This is a genomic window from Miniphocaeibacter halophilus, from assembly GCF_016458825.1.
GTDB classification, from domain to species: Bacteria; Bacillota; Clostridia; order Tissierellales; family Peptoniphilaceae; genus Miniphocaeibacter; species Miniphocaeibacter halophilus.
On sequence record NZ_CP066744.1, the window covers coordinates 591,698 to 608,655 of the forward strand.

Genomic DNA, 16,958 nt, shown 5'->3' on the forward strand with positions numbered 1-16,958 from the left:
ATATGAATTTATAGTGAGGATTTAATATACTTACCGGAAAAATCAACTTCTGCAAGTACCCCTTCATCTATATTTTTTACAATTAAATCAAATCCTAGTAATTCAGCATAATATAGGGCTAAATAAAGTCCTAGACCATGACCTTTTTCCCTGATATTTGAACTTACAAAAGGTTCAAATATAATACCTTCCAATTCTTTCGGAATAAAGGTGTTTGTATTTATGATTTTAAGCCTATAATCTTTTATTATAAATTTAATACTAGAATTATTTGGTGAAAACTTAATAGCATTTCCAATTAAATTGTCTAAAATTTTATAGATTATTTCATAGTCTGTAAATATAACTTTATCCGAATTTAATGGCTCTATATTTAAATTTTTTTCTTCTATAAGAATAGAATATTTATCTAAAATAGTATTTATAAGTGAATTTAAAGAAATATTATTAAATTCTAAATTTTCATTAATATGATTTAAATCCAAAATTTCTGAAATAATATTATTTATTTCCATCAATTGTTTTTTTACTTCAACTAAATATTTGTCCCTATCTTCATATTTTCCAATACTATCTATCATTCCATTAGTTAATAATAAGGCAGAAGTTACCGGAGTTTTTAATTGATGGGAAGAAGCTCTCATAAAAACCTCTCTTCGCTTATTTTCATCCTTTAGCTTTTCATAATTTTCTCTTAATTGTTGATGAAGTTCATTAAGTCTTTCTGATAATTGTTCAATTTCATCATTGGTTTTTATTTCCAGTGGTTTAATATCCCAATTTTTACGTTCTTCTATATGTTTTGAGATTTTCAAAATGGGATTTACTATTTTTTTTGAAAAGTATCTTGAAATAAAAAAAGCTAAAAGTAATATTACAAGGACTATCATGGGAATACTGGTATAAATCGCTGATTGAATATCGGTAATTAAGGGAGTTAGTAAAGAGAAAAATGATAAATACACGCCTTCATCTCCACTTGTAATAATCATATAATTTGTATAGGCATTTTTATCTATATCGGATTTATTAATTAATAAAAATGTATTTTCTCCTAAATTTTCAACTTCATTATAGCTTTTGATATTATTAAAATAGTTCCTTGCAAATTCTGAAGTTTTTAAATTTACATAAGCATATTCCTCTAAACTTTTATTTATTTCATCTACTACTTTTTTAGGAATTTTGAATTCTTTAGTATTCTTCTTAATTTCTTCAAATTCAAAATTCTTTGAATCCAGCTTATTTCTAAAATCATCAATTTCTTTTTTTGTTTTTTCATCTTGAATACTAATATCTCCTTCAAAGAAGAAATTATTAAATTCAAATTTATAGCTGCTTTCTTTTAAAAATAAACTTATGGAATTAATAGGATTATTTCCTAACTCATCTATATATTTTTTATCTTCTACATAGTTGAAATGAACATCTAAAATATCCCTTTCATTTTTTCTATTAGTATGCTCAACATACAATGATGGCAACATTAAAAGCATATATCCTAAAAATAAAATTATTATTATAAGGGAAAGAACAATACTATATACGAAGGTCTTTCTATTTAATTTCATCTACTTCCTCCCTAAAGGAATATCCAATACCAATAACGGTTTTTATGTAATTTTTAGGTAATTTCTTTCTTAAATTTTTTATATGGCTATCTATTATTCTATCGTTTCCTATATAATCTTCATTAAAAATCCTATAAATTAACTGTTCTCTTGAAAATACCCTTTCCGGATATTCCCTTAGACAATCTAAAAGTAAAAACTCCGTTAAAGTAAGTTCCAAGGATTTTTGGTTATAGTAGGCTTGGTATTTGTCCTTGTTAATATAAAGACCCTTTGTATATTCTTCCTTTACCTTGCTATAATTCAGTCTTCTTAGAAGTGTTTCTATTCTTTTAAGAAGTAGAATTGGAGAAATAGGCTTTACTATGTAGTCATCGGCATAATTATTAAAGGCTTCTAATTGAGTTTTTTCGTCACCTAAGGCCGTTAACATAATTATTCCTATTTCAATATTTTTTTCTTTAATATAAGTTAAAACCTCAAGACCTGAAATTTTAGGAACCATAATATCTAAAATAGCAATATCAAATATACCTGTATTTAATTTTTTAATAGCTTCTTCTCCATTTTCTACTGCAACAACTTCCATTCCTGCCATATTCATATATTCAGATAAAACTTCCCTAATATTTAATTCATCTTCCATAAACAAAATCTTTGCTTTCATATACTCACCTCTATTATGTAGATTATACAATTAAAATATGTATTTTGTATGAATAAGTCTTGTATATAGGACATAAAAAAGTAGAATATTATAAAATTAAGGGTATTATAATTAATAGATAAGATTAAAATAAAATCATACTATTAAAAGAGGAGAATATTATGTGGACAAGAGATAAATTAAAGTTTGATGCTAAAGTTTTTTTAAGGAAAAATATGAAAAATGCTATATTAGCATGTTTAGTATTCCTTATATTTGCAAGTATTATTTCATGGAATTCTACAGTTGTTAATATTATAACCGATAAAAGTATTTCACAATTTAATGAAGATATAATAAATGAAGAACTGTATACACCGGACCTGTTATATAATTCAGAAAAAGAAAGATTATTTTATGAAAATATAAACGAAGGAGAAGGCGTTTTTTCTATAAATTTATGGAATAGTATATACAACTATTTTTTTAATTTAGATGGAAACTTTCTAAATAATAATTTATACATAGATTTTATTAATGGTAACTTTAATTTTAAAATGCCATCTATAATCCTTTCAGGAATAATTTCATTGTTTTTTATTTTAAATATATTTTTTATTCAACCTCTTAGTATAGGTGTTAACAAATATTTTTTAAAAGCATATAAGAAGGAAAATAAACTTATAAATATATTTATACCTTTTAAAGATGGAACGTGGTTTAAATTATCGGGAAAATTATTTTTAATGAACCTTTACCTGTCTCTATGGACCTTATTATTTATTATTCCTGGAGTTATTAAATACTTTCAATACTATTATGTAGAATATATTCTTGCTGAAAATCCTGAAATGCCACTTTCCGAGGCTATAGGATTAAGTAAAGAAATGACAGATGGAGAGAAGTTTGATATTTTCATTTTACAACTTTCCTTTATTGGATGGGAATTATTGTCCTTATTTACTTTTTCATTAGGGCACTTGCTTTTAATTCCTTATACTAAAGCAACTTATACTAGACTATACCTATTTAAAAAAGAGCAATTTCAAATAAAAGCTAAATATGATTATTTTGATGAAATAAAAAATTAGACTAAAAGAAAAAGCTGTACTAAAAACAATTGTTTTTAGTACAGCTTTTGTTACTGAACTTATGCAGTAACTAAATTGTCTAGAAATCCATCTAAACCCATTTTATTTAAATCCATGTTTCCTTGAGTATATAAGTTATAATAGTAACCTTTTTTCTTCATTAATTCTTTATGGTTACCTTCTTCAACAATGCCATCTTCTGTTAGTACAATAATCTTATCTGCATTTTGTATTGTAGTTAGTCTATGGGCAATTGTTAAGGTAGTTCTTCCTTTAGCAAGCTTTTCTAAAGATTTTTGAATAATTTTTTCACTTCTATTATCTAGGGCTGATGTTGCTTCATCTAAAATTAATATTGGTGGATTTTTCAAAAATACCCTTGCTATTGAAATTCTTTGTTTTTGTCCTCCTGAAAGTTTTACTCCTCTTTCACCAACATAGGTGTCAAAGCCTTTAGGAAGTCCCATTATGAAATCATAAGCTCCTGCAAGTTTTGCAGCTTTTATTATATCTTCTTTACTTGCTCCCGGCTTACCATATTCAATATTATCAAGTACAGTACCTGAGAAAAGATATACATCTTGTTGTACCATTCCTATATTGGAACGTAAGCTTTTAAGTGTTAAGCCTCTTATGTCTTTTCCATCTATAGTAATTCTACCATCAGTAACATCATAAAATCTTGGAATTAAATTACATAAGGTGGTTTTTCCTCCACCGGATGGTCCAACTAAGGCAACATTTGCTCCATGCTCTATATTTAAAGTTATATCATCTAATATAATATCGTCATTATCGTGGTATTTGAAAGTTACATGGTCTACTAAAATATCACCTTTTACATCTTTTAATTCTACTGCATCAGGTTCATCAAATATTTCAATATCTTGATCCATTAACTCGGTAAATCTTTCAATACCTGTCATTCCTCTTTGGAATTGCTCAGCAAATTCTACAATTCTTCTTACTGTAGCCAATAAAGTGTTTACAAATAACACATAGGCTACTAAGTCCCCTGGAAGTAAAGTCCCTCTCATCATAAAAATTCCACCAAATACTATAACAGCTAAATACATTAAACCATCAAATATTTTTGTTATCATTTGATAACCTGCCATATGAGTATAGGTTTCCTTTTTAATATCTAAGAATTCTTGATTGCCTTCTTCGAATTTTTTAATTTCTTGTTCCTCATTAGTAAAAGATTTTACAACTTTTACCCCTAAAAGACTGTCTTCAATTTGTGAATTAATTTCACCAATATGATTTCTTTGAGCCTTAAAGCTTTTTCTCATTCTTTTTCTATATTTTCCTGAAGCAATAATCATCATTGGAATTATTGCAAATATAACTAAAGTTAAAGGAACATTAATATTAATTAAAAGAATAAAGGAAACAATTATTTTTATTGCACCTATAAAATATTCTTCAGGACAATGATGGGCAAATTCTGTAACATCAAAAAGGTCATTTGTTATTCTTGTCATAATTTGACCAACTTTTGTGTCATTAAAATAACTGTCAGATAATTTATGAAGATGATTAAATACATCTTTTCTCATATCTGTTTCAATTTTAGCCCCCATTATATGTCCGGTCTTTTGCATATAATAACCTGAAAGTACATCTATAATCTTTAAAACAAAAAATAAAGCACCTAGTTTTCCTATAGTACTTAATGTAATTAAACTTATATCTTCCATTCCGGTATTAGTTAAATATCGTAAAATTAAAGGAAGCACCATTTCATTAACAGTAGTTAAACTTGCACAGAATAAATCAAAAAATAAAATTGATTTATAATTGCTAAAATATGGAACAAACCTTTTAATTAACGTCATATTAGAATGAGTCTTAACATTACTACTATCATACGCCATTATCCATTACCTCCTTTTTCGCATCATTACAGTCTACCACATATTTGTAATGATTTCAAATAGCTAAAGTTAAGTTAAAACCTAGTTTACCTTAGACCTTTTCTTTATTTCTTTTGGCCTAAAATCATTATCAACTGAAACCATTACGAATGTTGCTGATGTTATTAAAATATTGTCTCTTTCTCTTATTCTATTTTCAACGTATACTTCCATAGAGGTTCTACCGACTTTTACAATTTCCCCTTGGGACACTACGGTTTCGCCTAAATAAGAAGAATTATGATAAACCACTTCTTTTGCTGCCTTTGTTACAGTTTTTCCATTAACAAACTCCCTACTAATATAGCCGGCAGTAGCATCCATAATTTTAAAAGCCTCTCCACCATGTAGTAGGTCATAGTAATTTAACATATTTTCAGTTATTTTCTTTTCAAATTTATTATTACTTATTCTATTCATACTTCACCTATTTCACTAAACTATTTCATCTTTTATTATAATATAAAAACTTAAATATTTTACAGGACATAGGTAACTTTTTGAAGTTTTTTCCATAAATTAAAAAAGGAGATTGAACATCTCCCTTAAGGTAAATCTATTTTATTAAAATCTGCCAATTTTTTTATAGCCTCTTCAAAAGTCTCTACATCTTGTTTTCCGGAAGCTCCATACCTTTTATCGAAAAGGAAAAATGGTACAGATTGGACTTGATATTGAAAAGCATCATATTTATCCTGTGCAACTTCTTCACTAAAATCCTTTGAATCAATAATTTTCTTTGCTTCCTCTTTATTTAATCCTACTTCTTCAATAATTTTTAGAAGCTCCTCTTCCTTATTTAAATTTAAACCCTTGGTGAAATAACCTTCAAAAACTTTATTAATAAATTCTTTCTCTTTACCTTTTGTTTTGGAATATTTTGCTAATCTATGAGCTGCATTTGTATTTCCTGTAAGCATAATATCGTAGTTAAAATCAAGTCCTAAATCCTTACCTTGGTCAATTATATCCCTTGTTTCTGCCATAATAATTCCCAATGGTTTATTAGGTTCTTGTTTTTGCATATAATCATATTTTAATACAGATTCATTTTTTGAAGCATTTTCATCTAGCTCATAGGCTCTATAATTAATTTCTACAATATCCCTAGCATTTAAATTATCTATTGCATCGTATAGATTTTTCTTTCCCATATAACAAAAAGGACATGTAAAATCAGAAAAAATATCAACTGTAATTTTTTTATTTTCCATAATATCACCTTTCTTCGCTGTATCTATATACCCTTTTAATTTATAAATAAGCATTTCATAATTTCCACTATATTTTTAATATTTAGAATTTAAAAGAGCCTCACGTCCTTGAAATAATAAAATATTAGAGTTACTATTTTATTGTAGTTAGTTTAGTTACTATCTCCTCCTGACTTTTAAATGCCAGTGAGATATTTAAAGAAAAAGGAGAATAAAATGAAATACGATTTAATTATTATTGGAGCAGGTCCAGCAGGAGTAAGTTCTGCCTTATATGCTACTAGTAGAGGTTTGAAAACCCTAGTTTTAGAACAAGATGAAAATGCAGGCGGAACTTTAAAGAAGGTATCAAATATTACACATTTTACAGGTTTTATGACAGGAGAAACCGGGTCTGTATTTTCAAAAACATTAGATGAGCAATTGAAACAATGTGGTGCTAAGGTTTTACAAAAGAAAGTTACAGCTGCTTCTTTAAAAGGAGAAGATAAGGAAATAATTTGCAATGAGGAAAAATTCCTTTCCAAAGCAGTAATTATTGCTGCCGGAACAAGTCAAAATACACCTGATTTTGAAATATTAGAAGAATTAAAAAACAAGCATCTACATAACGATGCTAGAAAATATTACAAGGATTATGAAAATGTTATTGTAATTGGCGGATCTGATGGAGCTGCAAAAGAAGCCTTGTTTTTATCCCAAAATAATAAACATGTTGACCTAATTATTAGGGAGGAAAAACTTGGAGCTGTTCCAGAATTTTCCCAACCTATTTTAAATTCAAATAATATTAATATTCATACTAATTCAGTTATTTCCAAGGTAAGCGGGAGGAAAAATATTGAAGAAATTAAAATTAAAAATACCCTTACTAGCGAAGAAGAAATTTTAAACTTTAATAATTGTGGAATTTTTTACTATATTGGTTCAAAACCAAATACAGAAGTTTTCAAAGAAGTAGAATTAAATAAGGGATATATTACTGTCGATGAAAAAATGAAAACTAATATTAACGGCGTTTATGCTGTTGGAGATATTAGGGTAAAAGAAGTACGCCAAATTTCAACAGCCGTTTCTGATGGTGCCCTTGCTGCCATAGATGCAAGTAAATATATTAATGCAAAAAAATAAAACCTCTTTTGAGGTTTTATTTTAATTTTATAGTAAACGGTTCTCCTATATTTTCATCTCTTACTATCATATTAGAACTTTTATCCAAAGTTTTTAAGTCTTCCACTAAAATTTCTTTAATTCTTTTATTGCGTTCAGCAATAGTTAAATTCTCTAAATCTAATTCTTTTGCAAATTCATCTCCATGTCTTTCTATTATTTGAGTTATAACTTTGTCTTTTTCTTCTTCTGAAACATTACCTACTAAATCTTCCTCTACTATATTAAAATTCAATGTAATTTCTTTAGCATCCTTTAATTCTTCCATGGATACAATACCATTCCTATCTTCATATTGATACATATCAATTTCAAAAATAATTTTATCTGTTGGTTGATAATTTTCATCTGAAGTATAGTGTCCATTAAAATGAACTTTTTTACCATTGTTCAGTTCTCCATCTAATGATATCTCCCTAGAATTTAATCTATGTGATTCATTGTCTCTATTTTTAACATCTTCATCTAATTCTGCATATATTTTTGTTTTATAAGGATTATACTCATATCCTGTTATTCTGTAATTAACATTATTTTCTTCATCTCTCAATTTTATATCTAAATCAATTATTTCTGACTGTTCTTTAAGATTTTCTAAATCCAACTCATCTAATACAATTTCAAATTTTTCTCCATGCACTTCCGGTACTCCATTTACTTTTAAAGCCAGTCCATCTCCATTTAAAGTGATTTTTTTGCTATCTTCTAAAAGCTTAACTTCATCATCTGTCAAAATATATTGAAATACATCAGATTGTACTTTAGGGTTTTCTTTTATTGGACCACCACCACCGCCACTTTTAGTAATGTCAATATCTTTATCTCCAATTTTCATTCCAGTCATCCATAAACCTTGAATATAGTGATTTTCATTTTGTTCTTTATCATATTCAATTAAAAAAGTTATATTTAATTCGTTACCATATAACATAACTGAGCTAGTCTTTATTTTATAATCCCCTCCATAAATGGTTTTATCTATGTGTTGGGCATATTTATCTAATTCAGCTTTGCTGTCAAAAGCTTCTTCCTGCTTAAAATTAAAGGTTTCTAGAACAAATTCCTTCGTCTTAGCATAAACTTCTTTCCCCATATTAGTCTGACCAAAAACCACAAGACCAAATACTGCTGCAACAGCTACAGTAGCAATTTTTTTCCAAATCTTTTTCTTTTTTCCTTTTATGCTATTTAAAATCTTTTTCTTTTCTATGTCGTTTATTTTAAAGCTTTCTTCATCTTTAGGAGTTATGTTAAATTCGTTTAAATCTACCTTCATATCGTTGAATTTATCGTATTTATTCATTTTTATAGCCTCCATTTTCCACATATTCCTTAATTTTACCCTTTCCTCTTGAAACTCTTTTATATACAGCTTGTTTGGACATATTAAATTCCTTAGCTGTGTCTTCATAGGAAATATCATCATAGAATATTTTTCTAAAAATAGCCTTGTCCTTTTCCTTTAAAGGAGATATTAATTCTTCAAACTCCTCTTTAATTTCTATTTCTAATTTTTTTGGTTCTTCTGATATGTTTAATTCATCTATATTTTCAGTTTTGGATTTTTCTAAATATTTTCTTAAATAGTCAATTGACTTATATTTAGCAATAACACAAATCCAATTTTTAAAAGTTGAACGATTTTCATCAAAGGACTCAATGTTATTCCAAATTGACAAAAATACTTCATTTAAACAATCTTCCTTATAAGCTTCTAAATTAAAGAGATATTTATTTATAATTTTCTTTAAAAGCCAGCCGTAGTTATCGATAACATATATAAGAGCTTTTTCATCTTTCTTTCTAAGCTTTTTTATAAAGTTTTTTTCATTTACATTCAATTTTTTCCTCCCCTGTTTTATTACCGGTTAATATATACTACGTTAGGCTATATATTTTTTTGACATTTTAAACACTTTTTATAATTTTATTTTATTTTTTATGCTTTTCAATTATATTTATTCTCCTTTAAAATCCTATTTAATATATACTTTTCCATATAAATATGTTATTTTAAAAAGTAGAGGTGAAAATTATGATAGAACAAATAAAGGGTTACTTTATTGAAAGACCAGTTTTTATGATTGGTTGTGTATTTATTGCTATAGGAATTCTCTCTTTAATTATTTCCTCTTTTAGCTATGACTGGAGAGCATTTACTAATAAAAAAGCTTGGGGAGGAAAAACCCTTCCTAATTTAAAACGTGGATTGTTTTTTATAATTCTTGGTGCCATATTAGTTGCCATAGACTTATTCTTAATTACAAAACAATTTTCAATTTAAAAAATTTATTTAATAATATCAAAAAATGAGAGAAAGATTTAAATTTTTCTCTCATTTTAATAGTTTTTCTATTAATTACCTATAAAAATCTCGTAGCCTATAACAAAAATACCCAATAGGATAAACATTATGGTTATACCTTTTCTGTTTTTTAGTACCATATTACTTGGCTTATCCTTCTCATAAACTATATCAACCATATCTCCTACTTCATTATTCATTGAGACTTGAATTGATTTGTCAGAAATATAGGTTTTTCCTTTTACATTTATTTCCACTGTTGCAAATTTACTGTTATTTTTCTTGGTTTCTTCGTTAATGGTTATATCTATTTTTTTAATTATTCCTTTTGCAGTTTTAGGATTTTTGATTTTTATTTTTGACAACATTCCATAATATATTCCAATGCCTATAAATATAAGCCCTAATAAAATTGTAAAAATCCTTTTTGGACTAGTCATTTCTTTCTCCTTTAAAACTCCTTGTTATTTACTGTATTTAAAGTAAGTATAAAAAATATTCCTACACATATAAGAGCAAATGTTATAGATGATAATCCCAATACCTTTAAATTTATTGAATCTATATAATTTATAATACTTTTCAGTAGATTAGGAAATAATTTTTTTAATACAAAACCTAGTACAGCTATGGTTCCAAAAACTCCAAAAATATAAATAACTGTTTTTTCACCACCATATTTATAGGCTATGAAAATTTGCATATTAGTTATTATCAATAATATTGACAATAATATTACCATTGTAATAATCATCTCTAAATTAAGTAGGTTAAAAATCGGGAAAGCAATAATTGATGTTAGAAAGAAAAATAGTAGAATAAGGGAGTTAATAAAAAGGAATTTTTCTATTACAACATTCTTTCTGGTTAAGGGCATTGTTAATGCGTATTTGTTCCAGTTTCCTTTTTCATCTACTGTTATTGTTCCTACACCAATATTTGCTAAAATAAAGGAAATCATGGCAATTCCCATAGTAATAGTTTCTTCCCTAATAAAAATTGCTCCAAAAAATACTATCATAATAAAAATTATTTTAAAGTTATTTCTAATATAATATAAATCTTTTAAAATTAATCCCTTCATTTCTTTCTCCTTTAAAACTCCTTGTTTTTAAAATCTCTATAGGACCATATACTAAACAATAATACAAAAAATATATATATTATCATACTAAGTACGCTTGTTTTTTCTTTATTCATCAAAAATATATTTTTTATAAAAACCGGCATTTCTTCCGGATGATTTGTAAATATTATAGCCGGTACTACTAAACCTCCCATTGTTATTATTGAAAATAATGTAGCCACTTTATCATTTTCTAATTTTAGTGATAAGAAAAGATATAAATTTAATAATATTGATATAACTGCGAAAATTATCAATCTTTCTTTCAAAATTATATTAACATCTATTTTTAATACTAATTTAGAAAGTAGTAATAGAATTAAAAAGGTGATTATAACTGTGCAGTTAAGGAAAATATATTTTCCAAATACTATATCTTTTTTATTTACTGGAGTTGAAATAATAAACTTGTTAAAATCATTTTTCTTTTCTATAAAAATATTTCCAATGCTTAACATTCCCATATAAAACACTATAACAAAAGTAAATATATTAAAGTTTTTATCATTAAAAAACATTATAAGTAGCACAATAAACATAGGGATTAATCTCTTCCCCTCTATTTTCATATAATATAAATCTTTTAAAATTAATCCCTTCATTTCTTTCTCCTTTAAAACTCCTTGTTTTTAAATATTTTAATTGATACTAGCATAGATAAAATATATAAAAATAGTCCTATTCCAATACTTAAAAATATTGTTCCAACTTCATTTATTGAATTAAATCTATAGAAAATATTTTGAAACATTTCTTTTACTAAGGGCAACTTATTGTATAAATATAAAATTGTTAACACCATTACTCCAATAAAAACAAATAGCATAATTGTAGATTTCTCCATACCATATTTAATTGCAATTAACATATATAGGGAAAAGAACATTAAATTTAAACCTATTACCATTGCTACTGTTGATAATGTATTAATATTAATTGAAAAATTATTAAAGAGCATTAAACATATTATACCTATTAAAATAGATACTATAATAGTGAAAAATGTTAGTAGGTATTTACTCATTACTATTTCACTTTTATTTATAGGCATGGTTAAAGAGTATTTGTTCCAGTTGCTTTTTTCTTCCTCATAAATTGTCTGTATTGACATTACCCCATTTATGTAACTTATCATTAAAAGAGATGCAAAATAATTAGATCTTGTCATAAAATTCAAAATCCAAAGTCCCATAAATACTATTAAAGCATTTTTCATACTCTTTAAATAATACAAATCCTTTAACAATAAACCTTTCATTTAATACTCCTTATTTTTTGTAAATATATAAGATAAAACTATAGAAACTATAAGATATATTGTAAAAAACATCATCATAATACCTAGACTTAAATATGGTTTATTTTTAATTAAATAACTTATACTGCTTAATAGATTAGGAAATATCTCTTTTACTCCTAAATACAAAGCAATTACTGCTATTGTTGCTGAAAAAAGATACGCTTGAGATTTCCTAAATCCAAATATTAAAGTAAATGTTAAATAGGAATTTAACATAAACAATATTATTATTGCACTTTTACTTCCTAACAAAATATTATTAAAATCTAATGATTTAGATAATACCCCAAATACAAATGAAGTTGCAAAATATGTTAATAAGGTTAAAATGTTTAGTACTAAATATTTTTCTAATATAATACTTTTTCTACTAATTGGACTTATTTGAAAATACCTATTCCAACTCCCTCTTTCCTCTTCTAAAGTTGTTGAAACTATATTCATACCTACAATAAAAGGTAATATAAATTCAATAATTCCAGTAAAACTTGAATCTTGTTTTAAAGATAAAACACCCCAAAGTATTGTAAAAGGTATTAAAATCTTTAAATTATTTTTAATATAATACAAATCCTTTAATATTAATCCCTTCATTTAATACTCCTTCTTATTTATTGTCTTAATGGATAAAAGGTAAAATAATGAGATAAGTAAAACTGCTATAAGAGCAAAAACTATTCCTACCATTGTCATATTAAGTTTAGGAATTAATTCTACAGATTTATTTATTATTTCCGGAAATATCTTTTGGATACCAAATACTATTACTGCTATTCCAGCTATTATTCCAAAAACATAAATCATGGCTTTTTCTGCTCCAAATTTTATTCCTATAAATATATTTAAATTTAAAAATACCAATACGGCTAATAGAAACAAAATTGATTCTATTAATAAATTAATTTCAAATTTTTTTAAAATAATAATGGAAACTCCAAAAGTAACTAAGAATGTTAAACTACATAATCCATTTATAAAAACAAATTTCTCCTGTACTAAATTCTTTCTACTTAAGGGCATGGTTAAAGCATATTTATCCCAGTTATTTTTTTCATCTACAGTTATAATTCCCAAAGTCATAAACCCTATTAACATAGTCATAACTGCAGGAAAAAACATAAAACTTTTTTGATTTATAAACATTATTCCATAAAGCAAAAACACCACAGCCAATAACTTAAAATTATTTTTCATATAATATAAATCTTTTAAAATTAACCCTTTCATAACGATCTCCTAAATTATATACTTTCACCATTTGTAAATATAACCATATAGTCATCTATATTCATTTTCTCCGTTACAAGATTTGGATACTCTCTTCTAAATTCTTCAATATTTTCTATTATTACATCTATATAATTAGAATTTTTTAAATATTTAACTACATATTTTCTGTCTATTTCATATAAATCCTTTAAGCTACATTTACAAATTCCATAGGAATAAATAAAGTCGTCCTTTTCTTTTGAAAATATTATTTCTCCGTCATCTATAAAGGTTATATAATCTGCAATTTTTTCTAAATCCGTTGTTATATGACTGGAAATTAAAATCGAATTTCTTTCATCCTGTATAAAGTCCAAAAACATTTCCAAAATTTCATTTCTAAAAACAGGGTCAAGTCCACTTGTTGGCTCATCTAGTATTAGTAGTCTTGGATTGTGGGAAATTGCTATGGCAAAGGATAATTTCATTTGCATCCCCCTGGAAAAATCCTTAATTAACTTATCATCAGGAAGTCCCATTTTATTTAAATAACCTAAATACTTTCCACTGTCCCAGTTTTTATAGATATTTTTTAAAATATTTCCTATTTGCTTTGCATTATACTGCTCGCTAAAAAAACCGTCATCAAATACTATTCCAATATTTTCTTTGGCTTCTTTATTTAATGGACCACCAAAAACCTTAATTTCCCCACTATCTATTTTTATTAAATCCATTATGGACTTTATTACTGTGGTTTTTCCTGCTCCATTTCTTCCAACTAGTCCCATAATGGCGCCTTCTTCTAAATTAAAGGACACATCTTTAAGTTGAAATTTATCATATGTTTTATTTAAATTATTTATTTCTAAAATTTTTGTCATATTAATCACCCTTGTATAAAATCTCCAGTATTTCTTTTAGTTCTTTTAAAGATATTTTTGATATTGTAGCTATTTCAATTATTTCTTCAAACTTCTCTTCTATTAACTTCAATTTTTCTTCTCTTACAAGTTCCAGATTTTTACTTGCAACATAACTTCCCTTTCCTACAATTGTTTCAATGAAACCCTCTTGTTCTAAGTCATTGTAGGCTCTTTTTGTTGTTATTACCGAAACTTTCAAATCCTTTGCTAAAGCTCTCATACTCGGAAGGGCGTCCCCTTCTTTTAATTCTCCTTTAAGAATTTGAGTTTTTATTTGTTGTGTAATTTGTTCATAAATAGGCAAATTACTTGAATTACTTATTATAATATTCATTTTATACCTCTTCTAGAATAGTGTATATACTGTTTATATACACTGTATACCCTTATATACACTTTGTCAACAAAAAAATAGCTTTGAAATAAAAAATCTATTTCAAAACTATTCTTTTTCGTAAATTTCTATATATTCATTACTAAATTTGGATAGTTTATATCCACTTTCTAAATATTTTTCCTTCATTAAAATTTCTTTTTCAATATATAATTCTATTGGTATTACTATATAGTCAATTTCCTCATCCACTTCTAAATTATTATGGTATTGTAAATCATATAGTTCAAAAATATTTTTACTTAAATAAGTTGTATAAAAGGTTTGACTTAAAACTTTTGAGTCATGAGGAATCTTATCTAGAGCATTTTCAATTTCTTCATATTTTTCTATGTTTTTTAAATCACTAATTGCATAGGATTTATTATAATCAAGATTAAAAACTATTACAGTTGAAAATATAAAAGCTGCTAAAAGTAGAACTTTAAAATTCCTATTTGTTTTCAACTTATTTTCTGTCTTTTCTTCAAAATAATTTATTGATAATAGTAACATTACCATTAGTAATGCAGATGTCCCATAATTATATTGAAAAATCAAAAAATGCTGATACTGATAATCCGATAATAGATTTACAATTATTAAAGGACAAATTAAAAAATAATTATACCATCTTTTTTGTAAAACCGGCAAAAATGCCATTGAACCTAATACTACTATTAAATAATAAACCTTATTTGTTTTAAATATTAAGGAAATATAGTAACTGAAATTCTGTAAAAAACTAATTAAAATTCCAATAATTCCCATATTCTCATAGGCCGATAGATTTTCATACCTGTTAAGCATTGCTCCATCGCCAAAATTATTTAAATAACTTATTAAAATAAAAAACACTATTATAGGAATAATAATTAATACTATTAGGTTGAAAATTTTATCCTTTGTTCTTATATTTTCATTTTTCCTAAATAAAAAATATAGCCCTATAAAAACTACGTAAAGTCCTGCATCTTCTTTTACAGCCAATGCTAAGGCTGTAAATAGAACAAGTAGGAGTTTATTGTTCCTTAAGCCTGCATAAAATAGCCATAATAGTAGTGGTGCTAAAAAACAATTCTCATGTAAATCATACATACTACTTCCATTTAAAGAAGGTAATACTAAGTACAGTCCTATTACTAAAACGGCTAAACTTCTCTTTATTTTTAATTCCTTAGCTATTTTATATAGCGGTATTGTTCCTGAAGCTACTATTAAAATTTGTAATACCTGTAATGTAATTGCTGAAGGCCAAATTTTAAATATTGGTAACATTAAATAATAAATTGGTGAAACATGAACTTTAAAGTGTGATAGTAACCCATCCCTTTCTACAGTTGTCACAGGTCCCAGTCCCCTGTCCATGTTGTGAAACATCTGTGTAAAAATACCCATATCATATGTTGGTATTTTAAAAGTTAAAACCCTACTTACCATTATAGTTGTTAAATATAACACCTGAACTATTCCTATTAGTATTACAAAAATCAATATGTATTTAAAAATTCTATCTTCATTTTCCCATAATTTTTTTCTTAATAATAAATATAATAGGGAAAATATTAAAACCGCTATAATTCCAAATAAAATAAAATTAGACTTCTCATAGTTAAAAAAATCTATATAAAAATAATCATTTACAATATTAGCTACAAAATTACTCCTATACCTTACAAAAAACATAAAGACCATTTTACAAATTGACAATATGGCTATTGTTATAGTGGTGTGTTTAATAAAGGTTTTACTTGTTTTTCCCTTTATGAAAAATAAAATTACTCCTATAATAAAAATCAAACCTAAACTTATTATTGGTATATTAACCTTTAACATAAAGATTGTTAAATAGACAAGTAAAGTTATATAAAAAATAGTCCAAGAAATTTTTATTTCATTTATTCTTATGGCTATTGTTATAAATATCATAAATAGAGATATTGAAACTGCTTGCATAATTAACGCATTTAGCGATAAGTTTAAGGTATAAAGATTTTCTACCGGATTATTTAATACATATATAATTTGAAAAAAGAAAAAAGCGGTAAAAAAAATTAATACTATTTCATTTTTTATTGTTTTTAAAAATTTATTCATATTACCACCTT

19 protein-coding genes are annotated in these 16,958 nt (G+C 25.8%); 3 read left to right on the forward strand and 16 right to left on the reverse strand.

What is annotated here, in order from left to right:
• Nucleotides 1-8: 8 nt before the first annotated feature.
• The gene (locus tag JFY71_RS02845; protein ID WP_243661537.1) at nucleotides 9-1,571 is read right to left on the reverse strand and encodes a HAMP domain-containing sensor histidine kinase; all 1,563 of its coding nucleotides are present in this window, start codon (nucleotides 1,569-1,571) and stop codon (nucleotides 9-11) included.
• Nucleotides 1,558-2,238, reverse strand: a complete 681-nt coding sequence (locus JFY71_RS02850; protein ID WP_243661538.1) for a response regulator transcription factor — start codon at nucleotides 2,236-2,238, stop codon at nucleotides 1,558-1,560. Before JFY71_RS02850 ends, JFY71_RS02845 begins: the two co-directional genes overlap by 14 nt.
• Nucleotides 2,239-2,399: 161 nt before the next feature.
• Between JFY71_RS02850 and JFY71_RS02855 the strand changes: the two genes are divergently transcribed.
• Nucleotides 2,400-3,308: a DUF975 family protein gene (locus JFY71_RS02855; protein ID WP_243661539.1), complete on the forward strand. Its 909-nt coding sequence runs from the start codon at nucleotides 2,400-2,402 to the stop codon at nucleotides 3,306-3,308.
• A gap of 59 nt (nucleotides 3,309-3,367) precedes the next feature.
• Here JFY71_RS02855 and JFY71_RS02860 read toward each other — a convergent pair whose 3' ends face one another.
• The 3 genes from JFY71_RS02860 to JFY71_RS02870 form a co-directional block, all read right to left on the reverse strand.
• Nucleotides 3,368-5,188 carry an ABC transporter ATP-binding protein gene (locus JFY71_RS02860; RefSeq protein ID WP_243661540.1) on the reverse strand — a complete coding sequence of 607 codons (1,821 nt, stop codon included), beginning with the start codon at nucleotides 5,186-5,188 and terminating at the stop codon, nucleotides 3,368-3,370.
• 81 nt (nucleotides 5,189-5,269) lie between these two features.
• On the reverse strand, nucleotides 5,270-5,647 hold the full coding sequence (locus JFY71_RS02865; RefSeq protein WP_243661541.1) for an acyl-CoA thioesterase: 378 nt from the start codon (nucleotides 5,645-5,647) through the stop codon (nucleotides 5,270-5,272).
• Between the two features lie 125 nt (nucleotides 5,648-5,772).
• Nucleotides 5,773-6,441, reverse strand: coding sequence for a DsbA family oxidoreductase (locus JFY71_RS02870; RefSeq protein ID WP_243661542.1), 669 nt, complete (start codon nucleotides 6,439-6,441; stop codon nucleotides 5,773-5,775).
• Between the two features lie 180 nt (nucleotides 6,442-6,621).
• Between JFY71_RS02870 and JFY71_RS02875 the strand changes: the two genes are divergently transcribed.
• Entirely contained in the window at nucleotides 6,622-7,572 is a 951-nt protein-coding gene (locus JFY71_RS02875; protein ID WP_263457747.1) for an NAD(P)/FAD-dependent oxidoreductase, read from the forward strand.
• Nucleotides 7,573-7,588: 16 nt separating this feature from the next.
• Here JFY71_RS02875 and JFY71_RS02880 read toward each other — a convergent pair whose 3' ends face one another.
• Nucleotides 7,589-8,914, reverse strand: coding sequence for a DUF4179 domain-containing protein (locus JFY71_RS02880; protein WP_243661544.1), 1,326 nt, complete (start codon nucleotides 8,912-8,914; stop codon nucleotides 7,589-7,591).
• Complete coding sequence (locus JFY71_RS02885; protein WP_243661545.1) at nucleotides 8,907-9,452, reverse strand: sigma-70 family RNA polymerase sigma factor; 546 nt, start codon at nucleotides 9,450-9,452, stop codon at nucleotides 8,907-8,909. Before JFY71_RS02885 ends, JFY71_RS02880 begins: the two co-directional genes overlap by 8 nt.
• Nucleotides 9,453-9,646: 194 nt before the next feature.
• On the opposite strand from JFY71_RS02885, the gene JFY71_RS02890 reads away from it, so the two are divergent.
• Nucleotides 9,647-9,895, forward strand: a complete 249-nt coding sequence (locus JFY71_RS02890) for a hypothetical protein (protein WP_243661546.1) — start codon at nucleotides 9,647-9,649, stop codon at nucleotides 9,893-9,895.
• A gap of 71 nt (nucleotides 9,896-9,966) precedes the next feature.
• Here JFY71_RS02890 and JFY71_RS02895 read toward each other — a convergent pair whose 3' ends face one another.
• The 9 genes from JFY71_RS02895 to JFY71_RS02935 all read right to left on the reverse strand — a co-directional run bounded on the left by JFY71_RS02895 (nucleotide 9,967) and on the right by JFY71_RS02935 (nucleotide 16,947).
• Nucleotides 9,967-10,356, reverse strand: coding sequence for a hypothetical protein (locus JFY71_RS02895; protein ID WP_243661547.1), 390 nt, complete (start codon nucleotides 10,354-10,356; stop codon nucleotides 9,967-9,969).
• Nucleotides 10,357-10,367: 11 nt separating this feature from the next.
• Nucleotides 10,368-11,000, reverse strand: a complete 633-nt coding sequence (locus JFY71_RS02900; protein ID WP_243661548.1) for an ABC-2 transporter permease — start codon at nucleotides 10,998-11,000, stop codon at nucleotides 10,368-10,370.
• An 11-nt stretch (nucleotides 11,001-11,011) separates the two neighbouring features.
• Complete coding sequence (locus tag JFY71_RS02905) at nucleotides 11,012-11,644, reverse strand: ABC-2 transporter permease (protein ID WP_243661549.1); 633 nt, start codon at nucleotides 11,642-11,644, stop codon at nucleotides 11,012-11,014.
• An 11-nt stretch (nucleotides 11,645-11,655) separates the two neighbouring features.
• On the reverse strand, nucleotides 11,656-12,300 hold the full coding sequence (locus JFY71_RS02910) for an ABC-2 transporter permease (RefSeq protein ID WP_243661550.1): 645 nt from the start codon (nucleotides 12,298-12,300) through the stop codon (nucleotides 11,656-11,658).
• Nucleotides 12,301-12,936 (reverse strand): ABC-2 transporter permease, encoded by a 636-nt coding sequence (locus tag JFY71_RS02915; RefSeq protein WP_243661551.1) that lies wholly within the window; start codon nucleotides 12,934-12,936, stop codon nucleotides 12,301-12,303.
• Nucleotides 12,937-13,569: an ABC-2 transporter permease gene (locus JFY71_RS02920; RefSeq protein WP_243661552.1), complete on the reverse strand. Its 633-nt coding sequence runs from the start codon at nucleotides 13,567-13,569 to the stop codon at nucleotides 12,937-12,939.
• 14 nt (nucleotides 13,570-13,583) lie between these two features.
• The gene (locus JFY71_RS02925; protein ID WP_243661553.1) at nucleotides 13,584-14,435 is read right to left on the reverse strand and encodes an ABC transporter ATP-binding protein; all 852 of its coding nucleotides are present in this window, start codon (nucleotides 14,433-14,435) and stop codon (nucleotides 13,584-13,586) included.
• A 1-nt stretch (nucleotide 14,436) separates the two neighbouring features.
• Nucleotides 14,437-14,811 carry a GntR family transcriptional regulator gene (locus JFY71_RS02930; protein ID WP_243661554.1) on the reverse strand — a complete coding sequence of 125 codons (375 nt, stop codon included), beginning with the start codon at nucleotides 14,809-14,811 and terminating at the stop codon, nucleotides 14,437-14,439.
• Between the two features lie 108 nt (nucleotides 14,812-14,919).
• A complete protein-coding gene (locus JFY71_RS02935) occupies nucleotides 14,920-16,947 on the reverse strand; it encodes a DUF2079 domain-containing protein (RefSeq protein ID WP_243661555.1) in 2,028 nt (675 codons plus the stop codon).
• Nucleotides 16,948-16,958: the final 11 nt, after the last annotated feature.